Origin of the sequence: Spirillospora sp. NPDC046719 (assembly GCF_040645715.1) — a bacterium.
GTDB lineage: Bacteria > Actinomycetota > Actinomycetes > Streptosporangiales > Streptosporangiaceae > Spirillospora.
Genome location: NZ_JBEYYT010000169.1, coordinates 1 through 15,077 on the forward strand (window position 1 = coordinate 1; position 15,077 = coordinate 15,077).

The following is a 15,077-nucleotide window of genomic DNA, read 5'->3' on the forward strand; positions in this document are numbered from 1 at the left end:
GCGAGATGCCCGCCGGCCACCCGGCGTTCACGCCGGGGCGCGACGGGGCCCCCGCGGGACGCGGGGGCCCGTTCCGTTCTGCCGTCCGCCGGGGCTCAGGCGGCCCAGTCGGCCATGCGGGCGTCGGCCCGGAAGCGCAGGGCCGGATCGGCGTACCGGGCCTCAGGGACCGCGTAGAGGGCGTCTATCCCCGCCTGCTGGAGCGGGTACGAGGCGGCGAGCTCCGCCAGTTCGGCCGCCGACAGCGGCAGCCCGGCCCGGGACACCAGCAGGCCCACCTCCGCGATGACGCGCGGGTCGTCCGCGGGCGGCGCGGAGTTCAGGACGTTCTCGGTCAAGGTTCCTCCAGGGGTCGTGACGCCCGGTCGCTCCGGGCTCGGGTCGTGCGGCCGTCGCGGGGGCGGTCAGGCGGCGACGAGGGCGGGGACGCGGCGGTGCCAGTCCGTGACCTGCTGGAAGGCGTCCGCCGCCCGCAGCACGCCGGCCTCCCCGAACGCGGGCCCGGCGAACTGGATCGACAGCGGCAGCCCGGCGGCCGTGGCGCCCATCGGGGCCGCCAGGACGGGGTTGCCGACGCAGTCCCAGTACTGGGTGAAGATCGTGCGGAACAGGCCCTCGATGTCGATCCGGCCCGCGCCGTCGGTCAGCTCGTCGTAGCGCGGCGCGCCGACCGCCGTGGTCGGGCAGACGATCACGTCGAGGTCGTCGAACATCCGCGCCACCGCGTCCTGCGCGACGCGCCGCACCCGCTGCGCCTGCACGTAGTCGGCGCCGGTGACCATCGCGCCGCGCGCCAGCATCAGGCGGGTCGCCGCGAAGTAGTCGCCCCAGCGCTCCACGAGGTCGTTGCGGTGGTAGGCGAACGCCTCGGCGCACATCGTGACGAGGTTGGCGGTGAGCATCTCCGTCCAGAACGGCAGCTCGGCGTCCACGAGCGTCGCGCCGAGCCCGGACAGCACGCCGAGCGCCGCGTCGAAGGCGGGCGCGAGTGCCGGGTCGGCCTCCTCGGGGAAGTGCCCGGCCCGGACGACCCCGATCCGCACCCCCTCCAGCGACCCGTCGAGCACCGGCCCGTCGTAGGGCATGCCGACGCTGTCGGGGTCGCTCGCGTGCGGCCCGGCGATGACGTCGAGGACGGCGGCGCAGTCGCGGGCGCTGCGCGCCAGCGGGCCGACGTGGTCGAGGCTGTAGCCGAGCGGCGCCACGCCCGACTTCGGCACCCGGCCGAACGTCGGCATCAGCCCGGTGACCCCGCAGAACGCCGACGGGATGCGGATGCTGCCCGCCGTGTCCGTGCCGAGCCCGGCGAAGAACAGCCCGGCGGCGACGCCGTTGCCCGTCCCGGAGCTGGAGCCGCCCGGCCACGTCGCGGTGTCCCAGGGGTTGCGCGGCATCGGGAACGGCTTGGACGGGTCCGGCATCCCGCACGCGAACTCCATCGTGGTGACCTTGCCGGTGATCACCGCGCCCGCCTCCTTCAGCCGGGTCACCACCGGCGCGTCCCGGCCCTCCGCCCACGCCCGGTCGAGGACGAGGCTCTGCGCCGTCGTCGGGCCCTCCGCCATCGCGATGATGTCCTTGACGCCGAACGGGACGCCCTGCAGCGGGCCTCGGTCGATCCCTTCGGCCAGCTCCCGGTCGGCGCGTTCGGCCTGCTCCAGGGCGTAGTCGTCGAAGCGCGCCAGGTAGGTGCCGATCTCGCCGTCGTGCCGGTCGGCGGCGGCGAGGGCCTCCTCGGTCAGCCGGACGCTCGTCACCGCGCCGGCGCGCAGCGCCTCGGCGGCCTCGGTCAGGGTGAGGGGTGTCTCCATGGTTCTCCTTGAGGGCATGCCAAGGGCGCCGTCCGTGCCGCGAGGGGCACGGGCGCCTGGATCGGTGCGGTGGAAGGGCGGTGCGGTGGAAGAGCGGTTCAGCCGCGCGCGGACGCGCGCGGGAGGCGGGAGACCAGCAGGAACCGGTCGCCCCGGTGGTGAATGTGCGCGAGGTCGAAGGGGCGGCCGCCGGGTGCCCGGATGACCTGCTCCATGGTCACGACCGGCGCCCCCACGGCGAGGCCGAGCAGCCCCGCCGTGCCGGCGTCGGCGGGCAGGCAGCCGAGGACGAACTCCGACTCGCCCAGGGCCACGCCCGCCTCGGCGAGCAGCGCGTACCAGTCCGAGACGAACGGGACGTCGCGGAGCCGTTCCGCCTCGGGGAAGAGCACGTAGTTGGTCGCGATGGCCACCGGTTCGTCGCCGAGCAGCGCCACGTACTCCAGGCGCAGGCACGGGTCGCCGGGCCGGGCGCCGAGCCGGTCGGCGGCGACCTCCGGCAGCGGGATCACGGAACGGTCCAGCACGCGCGGCCGCATCCGCCGGTCGAAGACGCTGCCCGCGCCGGGGTCGGCCGCGCCGTGCGCCTCCGCGAGCGGAGCGAGCACGGCCTCCCCGACCGCGTGCGTGCCGACGCCCTGCCTGCGGTCGACGAGCCCCTCGCCGCGCAGCAGCGCGAGCGCCTCGCGCACCGTCGCCCGCGTCACGCCGTGCGCCGCCATCAGCTCGGGCTCGCCGGGCAGCTGGCCGCCGGGGTAGGCGCCGCGCAGGATCGCCGAGCGCAGCAGGTCCCGCAGCCGCCGCACGTCCGCCCCGGTCCGCGTCCCCGGCGCGCCCGTGTCCCGGGACCTGCTCGCCCTCATGTGCCGGGACGGTAGGCGGACGCCGTTGCGCCCGCATGTTCCGGCAGTTGCCGGTGTGTTACGTTCCACGACCGCCATCGCACCTCCCGCGTCCGGCCCTGCCGACGTTCCAGGACGCTAGGCAGGAGCCGTTGCGGGAGCGTGTCGCCGCCGTTGCGCCAGGTTACGCCGCGTTCCGGCGCCGTCCGCGCGCCCCGGCCTGCGGCGACGCCCGTCCGGCCCGGCGATTCGCCGAGTTGCGCCCGGCAACGCCGTCGATGGGCCGGGCGCCGGTAATCCGCCGACATGCCGACCAGCCAGGACGCTAAGCTGAGCACACTCCTGCACGGAGTGCGCGGGCGTGGCGAAGTAGGCATACGCGGCAGGTTTAGGTCCTGTTGGTGGAGACACCGTGGGGGTTCGAGTCCCCCCGCCCGCACCTCACGGACCAAGCCCGGCGGCCTCGGGGGTCAGAGGCCCAGGTCGCGGCGCAGGCGCTCGACGTGGCCGGTGGCCTTCACGTTGTAGTACGCCTTCTCGATCTTCCCGTCGGCGTCGATGATGAAGGTCGAGCGGATCACGCCGACGACGACCTTGCCGTACAGCTTCTTCTCGCCGTAGGCGCCGTACGCCTGGAGGGTCTCGGCGTCCGGGTCGGACAGCAGCGGGAAGGTCAGCCCCTCCTTCTCGCGGAACTTCGCGAGCTTGGCGGGCTTGTCGGGGGAGACGCCGACGACGGCGACGCCCGCCGCCTCCAGCTCGCCGAGGCTGCTCTGGAAGTCGACCGATTCCTTGGTGCAGCCGGGGGTCATGGCCGCGGGGTAGAAGTACAGGATCACCCGCCTGCCGCGGAACGAAGCCAGCGAGACCGGGGACGCGTCGGCGTCCGGGAGCTCGAAATCGGGGGCGACGTCGCCCGGCTGCAGCCGCTCTGACACCCTGTGCCGCCTTTCGCTCGGATGGTGGCTCCAACGGTACCGCTCGGGGTCCGGCGGGCGTCCGGCGGGAAGACCTGCAACACTGTTCGGATCATCATGCTTCGCTCGACACGACAAGGACAACGGCATGGCTGACCGCGACCCGGAGGCGCTGGAGCGGGAGATCGAGCGCACCCGCCAGGAACTCGCGCGCACGATCGACGAGCTCGCCGAGCGGGTCAACCCGAGGAACCTCGCGCACAAGGGCACCGAGCGGATCAAGGAGGAGGCCGGGCAGCTCGTCCAGGCCGTCAACGCGATCGTGCGGCCCGAGGGCGAGGACGGCGAGCCCGGCCGGCTCGACAAGCGCGTCGTCTACGCGGGCGCCGCCGCCGCGGTCACCCTGACCGCCCTCGTCCTGTGGCGCCGTAAGCGCAAGCGCCGCTGAACCCGCCCTTGAAGGAGGCGCCGGACCGCGACCCGCGGCCGGCGCCTTCGCGTTTTCCGGCCCGGGCGGCCCGGGGGCGGGCGGGGCGGGCTCGGCCTGCCGTCCGGGGACGGCCGGCGCCACGGGCCGTCCGGGCGAGGAGCTCGGCGACGTCGCGCAGCTCGGCCAGCTCGGCGCGGCACGGCGGGCAGCCGCTCAGGTGCGCGGCCAGCGCCTCGGCCTCCGCCCCGGCGAGCCGCCCGAGGGCGTAGACGCCGAGACCGGGCCGGTACTCGCCGCAACCGGATGCCTCCACGCCCAGCAGTACGGCGGCGGCCGCGAACCCGTTCAGGGCCACTTTGATCTTGTGACACGATCGCGACATGCTGCGACTCACCGATTTCATCATCGACTGCCCGGACACGATGAAGCTGGCGGGCTTCTACGCCGAGGTGACGGGTCGCCCGGTCAAGGAGGGCAGCAACGAGGACTGGGCCGGTATCCGGTTCGGCGAGATCGAGCTGGCCTTCATCCGCGTCGAGGACTACCGCGCCCCGCAGTGGCCCGACAGCGAGCACCCCAAGCAGTTCCACCTCGACTTCGAAGTGGACGACATCGAGGCCGAACAGAGCCGCGTCCTGGCTCTCGGCGCCACCCTGCGGCAGGACTTCATCGGCCCCGAAGGCTACGGCTGGCGCGTCTACACCGACCCTGTCGGCCACCCCTTCTGCCTCTGCCACAACAAGGGCGTCGTCTGGACCGACCAGGGCCCCATCTGGCCCAAGGGCAACTAAGAGCGGGCCGCAAGGGTCCGCGCAATTGTTGCCCCGCGAGCCGCCGCCTGCTCCCAGGCGGCCGTGGCGACCTCGAAATGGACCAGGCGGCAGCTCATCGATGGGGTCCGCTGGCGTGTGCGAGCCGCTCACGCGGACGGCGCTGAGCGTCAGTGCGCGGCGTGGGCAGTGCGCGCGCGGGCGTTAGCCCAGGTCGGGGGCGGTGGCGGTGAAGCGGGCCTCTACGGCGGCGCGGACGGTCTGCGCCTCCGGCTCCAGGGCGATCGGCTCGGGCTCGCCCGCGTCGCCCGGGGCGCGGCTGAACGCGCCCGCCAGCGCGACCGGCGCCATGCTCTCGTCGCGTCCGAGGCCCTCGTCGGACAGCTCGACCAGGCCGGTGAGCCGGGCGCCGAGCGCCTCCGCGTACCGGCGGGCGCGCGCGACGGCCTCCTGCGCGGCCTGCTCGGCGGCCCGCCGGAAGACGTCGCTGTCGCGGCGCAAATCCCAGTCGGGGCCGTCCACGCGGGTGCGCTCCAGGTCGCCGAGCCGGGTGACGAGCTCGCCGAGCACGGTGAAGTCGGCGACCGCCACCTTGATCAGCACGGTGCCCTGGTAGGCGCGGATGTCGCCCTCGCGGCGCCGGTACTTCACCAGCGGGGTGATGACCAGCCCGCCGGTCTCGACCTTCTCGACGGCGTCGCCGTAGGAGCCGATCAGGTCGAGCGCGGCCCGGTTGCGCTCGGTAAGCCGGTCCAGCGCCCTGCGCCGGTCCGGTTCCTGCGACTGGACGTGCACCGACAGCCGGGCGATCTCCGGCTCCACCTCCAGGACCGCCTCGCCGCGCACACTGATCAACGGAGCGTCGCTCATACCGCCAACCTAGCCGCTCCCGGGACGGCGGCGGAGGCTAGAGGAAGGTCTTCCCCTCGCCCCGGTAGGTCGGGACGGTCCGGACGAACCGGTCGTCGTCGATGAGGTGCAGGTCGGCGAACCGCTCGCACAGCTCGCCCGCCTTGGTGTGCCGGAACCAGACCCGGTCGCCGATCCGCAGCTCGTCGGCCGCGCGGCCGAGCAGCGGCGTCTGCACCTCGCCCGCGCCCTCGTTCGGGTCGAAGGACAGGCCGGCGGGCAGGTAGGGCCGGGGGAGCCGGATGTCGTCGGCGGGCCCGGAGGCGAGGTAGCCGCCGCCGAGGCAGGTCGCGACGCCGGGGCCGGGCCGGCGGACGACGGGCAGCGCGAACAGCGCGGCGGGCCGTCCGGTGAAGTTGGAGTAGTAGTCGAACAGGTGCGGCTGGTACAGCCCGGAGCCCGCGGCGATCTCGGTGACGGCGCGCTCTGCGGCGGTCTTCTCCACGCTGCCGGTGCCGCCGCCGTTGACGAACTCCAGTTCGGTCAGGTCGCGGACGGCGCGGACGATCGCGGCGCGCCGCCGGGCCAGCTCCATCCGCGACCGCTGCTGCATGGCGCGGATGACGCGGCCCCGCGCGGGCCGTCCGGGCGGCAGGTCGCCGACGCCGGCGATCTGCGACTCGTAGGCCATCAGCCCGGCCAGGTGCAGGCCGGGGCGCTTGAGGATGCGCTCGGTGAACGCGGCGACGTCGGACGGGGTGCGCAGCGGGGACCGCAGGGCGCCGATCCGGACCCGGCCGCCGAGGGGCCGGTAGGAGGCGTCGATGTCGACGCAGATGCGGACGCGGGCGTCGCCGGCGGCGTCCTCGATCAGGTCGAGGTGCTCGGTGCAGTCGACCATCAGGGTGATCGCGCGGGCGGCGGCGGGGTCGGCGGCCAGCTCGGCGATCGCGGTGCGGTCGGCGGTCGGGTAGGCGACGAGGATGTCGTCGCTCACGCCCTCGCGGGCGAGCCAGAGGGCCTCGGGAAGCGTGAACGCCATGACGCCGGCGAAGCCGTCCATGGCGAGCGTCTCCTCCAGGAGGGCGCGGCAGCGGACCGACTTGCTGGCGATCCGGATGGGCTTGCCGGCGGCGCGGCGCACCAGGTCGGCGGCGTTGGCGCGGAAGGCCGCGAGGTCGACGACGGCGAACGGCGCCTCAAGGCCGGTGGTCGCGGCGTCGTAGCGGTCCCGGAGGTTCATGTGTGCCACACTGCCACAATAGCGGTAAATGTGAAAAGCTCTCACGTACCGTCGGGCGTGCGGTGAAGGGGCTCCTCGTGAGGGGTCAGCCCTTGCGCGGATGCGCGTCGAAGAACTTCCACAGCATCTCGGCCGCCTCGGACGGCCATTCGTGCGTCCCGCCCTCGACCTTGCAGAACGTCACCTCGACGCCTTGGGCGCCCTTGCCCGTGGCCTGGCAGTCGGTGTTGCCGCCGAGCGCCTTGACGCCCTCGTGCGGCTTCGGCAGTTTCCCGACCTTCCGCCAGAAGTCCACCGCCTGCGAGACGGGCGGGAACGGCCGCTTGTCGTTGAAATCGCGGTTCCCGCCGCCGTTGAACGGGACGTTCTGGTCGGCCGTCCCATGGAAGATCATCGCCGACACCGGGCGGTCGGGATCGCACTTGGTGACGAGCGACCCCTCGACCACCCCGATCGCCGCGACCTTGTCGGCCTTCTCGCAGGCCAGCTTGTAGGCCATGCCCGCGCCGTTGGAGAAGCCGGTGACGAACACCCGGTCCGGATCGGCCAGCCCGGCGCCCGTCAGCTTGCCGATCAGCTTGCCGAGGAAGCCGACGTCGTCGATGTGCCCGAGCTTCGCGGCGCCGCAGCAGCTCCCGGCGTTCCAGGTCGTCATGAACCCGTCCGGGTAGGCGACGACGAACCCCTTGGCGTCGGAGATCTTGTCGAAGCCGGTCAGCGACTCCATCTTGTTCATGTTGGCCAGGCCGCCGTGCAGGGCGAGCACCAGCGCCGGCTTGTCCGCGGGCTTGCCGTCCTTCCACTTCCCGTTCGCCACCTTGGCCGGGATGTGCAGCAGGTACTCCCGGTGTCCGGGCGTGCCCACGTCGATCTTCTCCTTGTGGGTCCCCGCGCCGGCCGCGATGCCGTCGACCGTGGCGGGCCGCTTCCCGCCCTCGCCGCCGCCCTTCCCGCCGCCGCCCTTGCTCGTGCAGCCCGCGAGGACGAGGGACAGGGCCAATGCGGCAACCAGGATCCGGCGCATGCGTGCAAAGGTAACCTCAACGGCTCCCCTCAAACTACTCATGAGTAGATAGCCGGGATCACCTGTCGGGTTGGATTTCCCAACCCGCTCTGCTGTCCGAGTTGGAAGGCCCGACCCACTCGCTCTCCGACTGGAACGGAATGCTTCGTTCTGTTAGACTGGACGCAGTGCGACACCATCGAAAGGGGCCGTTCACCATGGCTGAGAACAGCGCGAACACCGAGATCAGGCCGTTCCGCGTCGAGATCCCGCAGGCCGACCTGGACGACCTCCGCGACCGGCTGGCCCGCGTCCGGTTCGCCGACGAGCTCCCGCGCGACCAGGTCACCACCGGCGAGCCGGCCGGCCCGGTGCAGCCCGGCTGGGAGTACGGCGTGCCCGTCTCGTTCGTCCGCGACCTCGTCGCCCGCTGGCGCGACGAGTACGACTGGCGCGCGCACGAGGCGCGGCTCAACGCGGTCCCGCAGTTCACCACCGAGATCGACGGCCAGCTCGTGCACTTCGCGCACGTCCGCTCCCCGGAGCCGGACGCGACGCCCCTGATCCTCACGCACGGCTGGCCGAACACCTTCGCCGAGTACCTCGACCTGATCGGCCCCCTCACCGACCCGCGCGCGCACGGCGGCGACCCGTCCACCGCCTTCCACGTCGTGATCCCGTCGCTGCCCGGGTTCGGCTTCTCGGGCCACACCACCGAGAAGGGCTGGGGCGCCGCCCGCACCGCCGACGCCTGGCACGAGCTGATGCGCCGCCTCGGCTACGACCGGTACGGCGCGCACGGCAACGACGCCGGCGCCATCGTCAGCCCCGAGATCGGGCGCCGCCACCCCGACGCCGTCATCGGCGTCCACGTCAACCAGATCTTCTCGTTCCCGTCCGGAGACCCCGCCGAGTTCGAGGGCCTCGGCCCCGAGGACATGCAGTACCTGCAGTTCCTCCAGCAGTTCGTCGAACACGCCATCCACGACCGCGCACAGCAGGCGCAGCCGCAGACCCTCGCGCACGCGCTCGCCGACTCCCCGTCCGGGCAGCTCGCCTGGATCGGCCAGCTCCTCGGCGGCGTCCCCGACCCCGACACCATCCTGACCAGCGCGTCGATCTACTGGTTCACCAACACGGCCGCCTCGTCCGCCCGCTTCTACTACGAGAACGCCCACGAGGAGAAGGCGACCGAGCCGACCACGTTCCCGATCGGCCTCGCCTCGTTCGCCTACGACTTCCGCCCGCTGCGCCGCTTCGCCGAGCGCGACCACACCAACATCGTCCACTGGAACGAGTACGACCGCGGCAGCCACTGGGCCGCCCACGACGCCTCCGACCTCCTGGTGGCCGACATCCGCGAGTTCTTCACCAAGCTCGCCTGATCCCGTCCTCGGCGCCCGGCGGCCTCCCCGCCGGGCGCTGCGGTGCCGGGTGCGGGGCATGGGCGCGGCACGGCCGCGCGACGGGCCCGCGGCGCGTAAGCTCGTACACCCGGACCCCCTTTGAGCTGGTACTACGCGGCGAGAGCGAGACCGAGACGTGGACCCATACGTGCTGACCCTGTCGTGCCCCGACCGGCCGGGCATCGTCGCCGCCGTCTCCGGGGTGCTCGCCGACCGCGGATGCAACATCGTGGAGAGCCAGCAGTTCGGCGACCCCGACTCCGGCACCTTCTTCATGCGGGTCCAGTTCACCGCCCGGCCCGGCACCGACGCCGACGAACTGCGCGGCGCGTTCGCGTCCCTCGCCCCCGACCTCGGCCTCGAGTGGCGGCTGCACGACCTGTCCGAACGCCCCCGCGTGCTGATCATGGTGTCGAAGGGCGGGCACTGCCTGAACGACCTGCTCTACCGGCAGCGCTCCGGGCTCCTCGACATCGACGTCGTCGCCGTCGCGTCCAACCACCCCGACCTGCGGCCGCTCACCCAGTCGTACGGCATCGACTACCACCACCTCCCGGCCGGGCCCGGCGGCAAGGCCGCGCAGGAGGCCGAGATCCTCGCCCTGGTCGAGCACTACCGCGCCGACCTCGTCGTCCTCGCCCGCTACATGCAGATCCTCTCGGACGACTTCTGCGCCAAGCTCCCCGGCGCGATCATCAACATCCACCACTCCTTCCTGCCGAGCTTCAAGGGCGCCCGCCCCTACCACCGGGCGCACGAGCGCGGCGTCAAGCTGATCGGCGCCACCGCGCACTACGTCACCGCCGACCTGGACGAGGGACCGATCATCGAGCAGGAGGTCGCCCGCGTGGACCACACCCACAGCCCGGACGATCTGGTGGCGGTCGGCCGCGACGTCGAATGCCTCGCCCTCGCCCGCGCCGTCCGCTGGCACGCCGAGCACCGCGTGCTGCTCAACGGAGACCGCACCGTCGTCTTCCGCTGACCGTTCGCGCAGGTGAAAGCGTGAGATGTCGGCATGGCGTGTTTCACTCCACGTGACATTGCCTCACTATGAGTAGTGAGAGATCGTCCGGACGTGCCGGTGGCTCACGGGGGTGGCTATGGCCGAGGCTCTGGTCAAGGACCTGATCGAGGAAGAACGGAGCAGGCGTCAGGCACGGCGCCTGGCGGTCCGCGAGTTCCGTCCGCGGCGCGCGTTCGCCGGGCTGGCGGCCGCGCTGGTGGTCACCGCCGCGGGCGGGATCGCCGCCATCGAACTGCTCGCCGCCGCGCTGCACTCCGGCGTCCACCCGGTCCCCGGCATGGGCGCCCTCGTGCACACGCTGCGGCACCGCCCGTGGAGCGACGCCGGCGTCCGCGAGACCGCAGCCGCGATCACCGGCTGCGGGCTGCTTTTCCTGCTCGCCGCGGCGCCCGGACGGCTGCGCGGCGTCCCGCTGGACGGCGCCGACCCGCGCCTCGCGGGCGTCGTCCGCCGCGCCGCGCTGCGCCGCGCCGCCGCCGACGCGGCGCTGACCGTCCCCGGCATCGAGCGCGCCCGCGCCCGCGGCCTCGGCGTGCTGCGCCGCCGGCTGGTCGTCCGGGTCGCCACGAACTACCGCAACCCGGCGAACCTCGAAGAACTGGTGCACACGGCGGTCACGGCGCGCCTCGACAGGATCGAGCCGATGCACCGTCCCCTGGTCGACGTCCGGCTCGGCTGGCGGAAGGACTGACATGAGGATCCCGATCGCGGCGACCGGCGCCCTGCTGCTGCTGTGCGGCGCGTCCGCCCTCGCTCTGGGCGTGTCCGGTCTCGGCGGGCACCCGCCGCTCGACCCCGCGCTGGTGCGCTTCGCCTCCGGCAGCCCGTGGTTCCTGGCCGTCGCCGCCGGCGTCGCCGAGATCCTGGCGCTCGCCGGGCAGCTGTGGCTGGTCGTGCAGGGCCGCACCGTCGTCCACCTGCGGTGGCCCGACCTGGACCCGCAGACCCGCGCGCATGCCCGCGCCGCCGCGGACGTCCTCGTCAAGACCACCAAGGAGCTCCCGGACGTCCAGGACGTCCGCGTCCGCCTCACCGGGACCGTCAACCGGCCGCGCCTGATCATGCACGTGACGTGCGCCGGCGACGCGCTGCTCAGCGAGGTGTACGGGGAGCTCGGCGCCGGCCCGGTCGAGCGCTACCGCCGCGCCCTGGGCATGCCCGACCTGAAGGCGATCGTCCGCTTCCGTCTGGCCTTCCCGCAACAGCAGAAGCGCCCGAGGACGCCCCACCCGGAAACCGCCTGACCCCACCGCCGCCAAGCCTCCCGCTCAGGCCCGTGCCCGGACCTGAGCGGGAGCCGCGGACGCACCGTCCCGCAGCACGCCGAATCCCCGGGGACGCACCAGCGTCCCCAGAACGTGCCGGGCAGGGACGTGCCGGGTCAGGACGTGCAGGGCCAGGACGTGGCGGGGACGCGCAGGGCCGGGGTGTGCAGGGCTGGGGCGTGCAGGGCTGGAGGTATGTGGGGCTGGGGTGTGCTGGGCTGGGGGTATGTGGCGCCGGGGGCAGGGCGTTGCCGGAGTCCAGGGAGCGCGTCGCCAGGGGTGAACCGGGCGTGCCGGGGGTTCACGGAGCGCGTTGGTCTAGGGGTGAGCGTGAGCGGAATCGGTGACCGCAACGGGCGCGGGGGTTAGGCCCCAGCCACGCGACAACCGAACCGTCGCGATCGCGTGCGAAGCCAAGTTCGAGCTTGCGAGAACTTGATCGCGCAGCGAGCCCCCAGGGCGAGTCGGAGCGATGCTGCGATCGCACGCATTGCCCGCCGAAGGGAAGGCGCTCTAGCGCCTGACCGCCAAGGGCAATGCAAGAAAACACGCGACACCCGTCCGGGGCGGCGCCGGGCGGGGGCGGCGCCGCGCCCCGGACGGGTGCCCGCGCTCGGGCAGGCGCCCATGCGCCGCGGAGCGGGCGCATGCACACGATGGGCGCCCGCGCACACGGAAGCTGTGCAGGTCGCAGGGCATGCACCCGTCACTATGCGCGATCTTCTGGTAACGGTCACGGTTGTGTACATTTCGTTCACGGCATTGCCGAAACGAAAGGTACGGGTGGGATGCGGCGTCCCGGTTGGGCGGCGCCCGGACGCTGGAGCCTGGCCCGGCAGCTGCTGGCGCTGCAGGCGGCGATCGTCGCGCTGCTGGTGGCGGTCGGGGCGACCCTCGCGTACCTGGACGCCCGGCGGGCCACGGACGAGCGGGCGGCGCACACGGTGACGGCGCTGGCGGAGAGCATCGCGGACGCGCCGGACGTGCGGGCGGCGGTGGCCGCGCCGTCGCCGAGCCGGATCCTGCAGCCGTACGCCGAGCGGATCCGGCACGACACGGGCGTGGACTTCATCACGATCATGAGTCCGGCGGGGATCCGGTACACGCATCCGAATCCGGCGCGGATCGGCGGGCGGTTCGTCGGGAACACGGCGCGCGCGCTGGCGGGTCACGAGTTCACCGAGACGTACACGGGGACGCTGGGGCCGTCGGTGCGGACGGTGGTCCCGGTGTTCGGGGACGGGCACCGGGTGGTGGCGCTGGTGGCGGTCGGGATCACGATCCGGGCGATCTCGGCGGAGCTGCGGCGGCGGCTGCTGGTGGTGGTGGGGATCGCGGCGATGGTGCTGGCGATCGGGATCGGCGGGAGCTGGCTGGTGGCGGCGCGGCTGCGGCGCCAGACCCGCGGGGCGGCGCCGGGCGAGCTGCGGGGGATGTTCGAGTACTACGAGGCGATCCTGCACGCGGTGCGGGAGGGGCTGGTGCTGCTGGACCGCGGCGGGGGCGTCGTGCTGTGCAACGACGCGGCGCGCGAGCTGCTCGATCTGCCGCCGGACGGTCCCGGCGGGCGGCATGTCGGTGAGCTGGGGCTGCCGGAGGAGCTGGTGGCGTCGATGACGTCGCCGGAGCCGCGCGCGGACGAGATCCATGTCGGGGACACGCGGGTCCTGGTGGTCAGCACGTCGCCGGTGCGGTCGGGGGACCGGGCGATGGGGAACGTGGTGACGTTGCGGGACCACACGGAGCTGCAGGGGCTGACGGGCGAGCTGGACACGGTGCGGGGGTTCGCGGAGTCGCTGCGGTCGCAGGCGCACGAGGCGGCGAACCGGTTGCACACGGTGGTGTCGCTGGTGGAGCTCGGTCGGCCGGAGCAGGCGGTGGAGTTCGCGACGGCGGACCTGGCGGCGGCGCAGCGGCTGACGGACCGGGTCGTCGGGTCGGTGCGGGAGCCGGTGCTGGCGGCGCTGCTGCTCGGCAAGTCCGCGGAGGCGGCGGAGCGCGGCGTCGAGCTGGAGATCGCGGAGGACACCGCGATCGACGGGGTGGTGGAGCCGCGCGACCTGGTGACGATCCTCGGGAACCTGATCGACAACGCGGTGGACGCGGCGGTGGAGAACGCGGGGGTGCGGCCGCCGCGGGTCCGGGTGAGCGTCCGCCGGGAGGACGGGCGGCTCGTCCTGCGGGTCGCCGACAGCGGCCCGGGGGTGGATCCTGCGGACGTCCCGGAGATGTTCCGCCGGGGCTGGACGACGAAGTCGTCGGGCGGCCCGGTGGGGCACGGGCTGGGCTTGGCGCTGGTCGGCCGGGCGGTCCGGCGGCACGGCGGCACGGTGGAGGTCGCCAGTGGCGGCGGTGAGGGCGCGGTGTTCACCGTCCGGCTGCCGGTGGAGGCCCGATGATCTCGGTGCTGATCGTGGAGGACGACCCCGTCGCGGCGGAGGCGCACCGCTCGTACGTCGAGCAGGTCGCGGGGTTCGCGGTCGCGGGGGTGGTGCACTCGGGCGCTGATGCGCTGCGGTTCTGCCAGGGGACGCGGGTCGACGTCGTCCTGCTGGACTTCTACCTTCCCGACACCCACGGCCTGACGGTCTGCCGGGCGCTGCGGGCCGGGGGCAGCGAGGTCGACGTCATCGCGGTGACGTCCGCGCGGGACCTCGCGGTGATCCGTTCGGCGGTGTCGGTCGGGGTCGTCCAGTACCTGCTGAAGCCGTTCACGTTCGCGTCGCTGCGCGACAAGCTCGTCCGGTACGCGCGGTACCGGGAGCAGCTGGTGGGATCGGGCGAGGTGTCGGGGCAGGCCGACGTGGACGGCATGCTGGCGACGCTGCGGACGCCGGACCACCGGTCGCTGCCGAAGGGGATGAGCGGCGAGACGCTCGACGCGATCACCGAGGTGCTGACGGGGGCGCCGGAGGGGCTGTCGGCGGCGGCCGCCGCGGACCTCACCGGGGTGTCCCGCGTCACCGCGCGCCGCTACCTGGAGTACCTCGCCGAGAACGGCCTGGCCACGCGCCGGCCGCACTACGGGCAGGTCGGCCGGCCGGAGGTCCGCTTCTACCCGGGGTAGAGGGGCGCGCCGCGGGGTACCTACGGGACGAACGATCCGTCAGCGACATCGGGGGAGTTGTCGTGGGTGACCTGAACGACAAGGTGGACCGCAGGACCGCCGAACCGGAGCGGAGGAACGAGTCGGGCGAGGCCCGCCCGGCCCGTCCGGCCCGCACGGCCCGCAACGGGGAGGCCGCCGACGACGCCGGACGCGCGGGGGACAAGCCGCGCAAGGTCAAGCCGGGCGACGCCGCCCGGAAGATGCGCGCGATGTTCAAGGGCTAGCCGCCCTTCGCGGCGGGGGGGGGGGGGCGGGCGGGGGGCGCGGGGCCGCGGCCCCGGCGGGGGGGCGGGGGGCGCCCCGCCCCCGCCGCAGCCCCCCCGCGTCCCCCCCCCCCCCCCGGCCGCGCCCGCGGGCTGGGTACGCGGCCCCCCGCCCCCCCCCGCGGGCGGCGACCCCGGGGAG

17 protein-coding genes and 1 tRNA gene are annotated in these 15,077 nt (G+C 73.7%); 10 read left to right on the forward strand and 8 right to left on the reverse strand.

Translation table 11 applies throughout. The features are described from left to right. Positions 1-95: 95 nt before the first annotated feature. From ABZ914_RS26455 to ABZ914_RS26465, 3 genes are all read right to left on the reverse strand, one after another. Positions 96-338: a hypothetical protein gene (locus ABZ914_RS26455; RefSeq protein ID WP_500196485.1), complete on the reverse strand. Its 243-nt coding sequence runs from the start codon at positions 336-338 to the stop codon at positions 96-98. Positions 339-404: 66 nt separating this feature from the next. Continuing rightward, complete coding sequence (locus tag ABZ914_RS26460; RefSeq protein WP_500196486.1) at positions 405-1,811, reverse strand: amidase; 1,407 nt, start codon at positions 1,809-1,811, stop codon at positions 405-407. Positions 1,812-1,909: 98 nt separating this feature from the next. Then, positions 1,910-2,674 carry a GntR family transcriptional regulator gene (locus tag ABZ914_RS26465; RefSeq protein ID WP_500196488.1) on the reverse strand — a complete coding sequence of 255 codons (765 nt, stop codon included), beginning with the start codon at positions 2,672-2,674 and terminating at the stop codon, positions 1,910-1,912. Between the two features lie 334 nt (positions 2,675-3,008). Here ABZ914_RS26465 and ABZ914_RS26470 point away from each other — a divergent pair. Then, positions 3,009-3,092, forward strand: a tRNA-Leu gene (locus tag ABZ914_RS26470). A 31-nt stretch (positions 3,093-3,123) separates the two neighbouring features. Here the strand turns inward: ABZ914_RS26470 and bcp are convergent. Continuing rightward, positions 3,124-3,591 carry a thioredoxin-dependent thiol peroxidase gene (bcp, locus tag ABZ914_RS26475; RefSeq protein WP_190868392.1) on the reverse strand — a complete coding sequence of 156 codons (468 nt, stop codon included), beginning with the start codon at positions 3,589-3,591 and terminating at the stop codon, positions 3,124-3,126. Positions 3,592-3,718: 127 nt separating this feature from the next. Here bcp and ABZ914_RS26480 point away from each other — a divergent pair, with 127 nt between their 5' ends. Further along, on the forward strand, positions 3,719-4,018 hold the full coding sequence (locus ABZ914_RS26480) for a DUF3618 domain-containing protein (protein WP_190868391.1): 300 nt from the start codon (positions 3,719-3,721) through the stop codon (positions 4,016-4,018). Here the strand turns inward: ABZ914_RS26480 and ABZ914_RS26485 are convergent. Continuing rightward, positions 3,969-4,382 (reverse strand): zf-HC2 domain-containing protein, encoded by a 414-nt coding sequence (locus tag ABZ914_RS26485; protein ID WP_500196491.1) that lies wholly within the window; start codon positions 4,380-4,382, stop codon positions 3,969-3,971. The genes ABZ914_RS26480 and ABZ914_RS26485 overlap by 50 nt on opposite strands. On the opposite strand from ABZ914_RS26485, the gene ABZ914_RS26490 reads away from it, so the two are divergent. Further along, on the forward strand, positions 4,381-4,791 hold the full coding sequence (locus tag ABZ914_RS26490) for a VOC family protein (protein WP_500196493.1): 411 nt from the start codon (positions 4,381-4,383) through the stop codon (positions 4,789-4,791). The two genes, ABZ914_RS26485 and ABZ914_RS26490, sit on opposite strands and share 2 nt — an antisense overlap. A 183-nt stretch (positions 4,792-4,974) precedes the next feature. On the opposite strand, the gene ABZ914_RS26495 is transcribed toward ABZ914_RS26490, so the two are convergent. From ABZ914_RS26495 to ABZ914_RS26505, 3 genes are all read right to left on the reverse strand, one after another. After that, on the reverse strand, positions 4,975-5,640 hold the full coding sequence (locus tag ABZ914_RS26495) for an SIMPL domain-containing protein (protein ID WP_500196494.1): 666 nt from the start codon (positions 5,638-5,640) through the stop codon (positions 4,975-4,977). A 37-nt stretch (positions 5,641-5,677) separates the two neighbouring features. Further along, positions 5,678-6,862 (reverse strand): amino acid deaminase/aldolase, encoded by a 1,185-nt coding sequence (locus ABZ914_RS26500; RefSeq protein ID WP_500196496.1) that lies wholly within the window; start codon positions 6,860-6,862, stop codon positions 5,678-5,680. A gap of 85 nt (positions 6,863-6,947) precedes the next feature. After that, positions 6,948-7,886, reverse strand: a complete 939-nt coding sequence (locus ABZ914_RS26505) for a CE1 family esterase (RefSeq protein ID WP_500196497.1) — start codon at positions 7,884-7,886, stop codon at positions 6,948-6,950. 197 nt (positions 7,887-8,083) lie between these two features. Between ABZ914_RS26505 and ABZ914_RS26510 the strand changes: the two genes are divergently transcribed. The 7 genes from ABZ914_RS26510 to ABZ914_RS26540 all read left to right on the forward strand — a co-directional run bounded on the left by ABZ914_RS26510 (position 8,084) and on the right by ABZ914_RS26540 (position 14,896). Then, complete coding sequence (locus ABZ914_RS26510; protein WP_500196498.1) at positions 8,084-9,250, forward strand: epoxide hydrolase family protein; 1,167 nt, start codon at positions 8,084-8,086, stop codon at positions 9,248-9,250. A 157-nt stretch (positions 9,251-9,407) separates the two neighbouring features. Further along, a complete protein-coding gene (gene purU / locus ABZ914_RS26515; RefSeq protein WP_500196500.1) occupies positions 9,408-10,256 on the forward strand; it encodes a formyltetrahydrofolate deformylase in 849 nt (282 codons plus the stop codon). Between the two features lie 118 nt (positions 10,257-10,374). Continuing rightward, positions 10,375-10,989, forward strand: a complete 615-nt coding sequence (locus tag ABZ914_RS26520) for a DUF6286 domain-containing protein (RefSeq protein ID WP_500196502.1) — start codon at positions 10,375-10,377, stop codon at positions 10,987-10,989. A 1-nt stretch (position 10,990) separates the two neighbouring features. Next, complete coding sequence (locus ABZ914_RS26525) at positions 10,991-11,542, forward strand: hypothetical protein (protein ID WP_500196503.1); 552 nt, start codon at positions 10,991-10,993, stop codon at positions 11,540-11,542. An 809-nt stretch (positions 11,543-12,351) separates the two neighbouring features. Beyond that, on the forward strand, positions 12,352-13,962 hold the full coding sequence (locus tag ABZ914_RS26530; RefSeq protein ID WP_500196505.1) for a sensor histidine kinase: 1,611 nt from the start codon (positions 12,352-12,354) through the stop codon (positions 13,960-13,962). Next, the gene (locus ABZ914_RS26535) at positions 13,959-14,630 is read left to right on the forward strand and encodes a response regulator (RefSeq protein ID WP_190868273.1); all 672 of its coding nucleotides are present in this window, start codon (positions 13,959-13,961) and stop codon (positions 14,628-14,630) included. The genes ABZ914_RS26530 and ABZ914_RS26535 overlap by 4 nt, the downstream gene beginning before the upstream one ends. A gap of 62 nt (positions 14,631-14,692) precedes the next feature. Then, on the forward strand, positions 14,693-14,896 hold the full coding sequence (locus tag ABZ914_RS26540) for a hypothetical protein (RefSeq protein ID WP_190868274.1): 204 nt from the start codon (positions 14,693-14,695) through the stop codon (positions 14,894-14,896). The last annotated feature ends 181 nt before the right edge of the window (positions 14,897-15,077 follow it).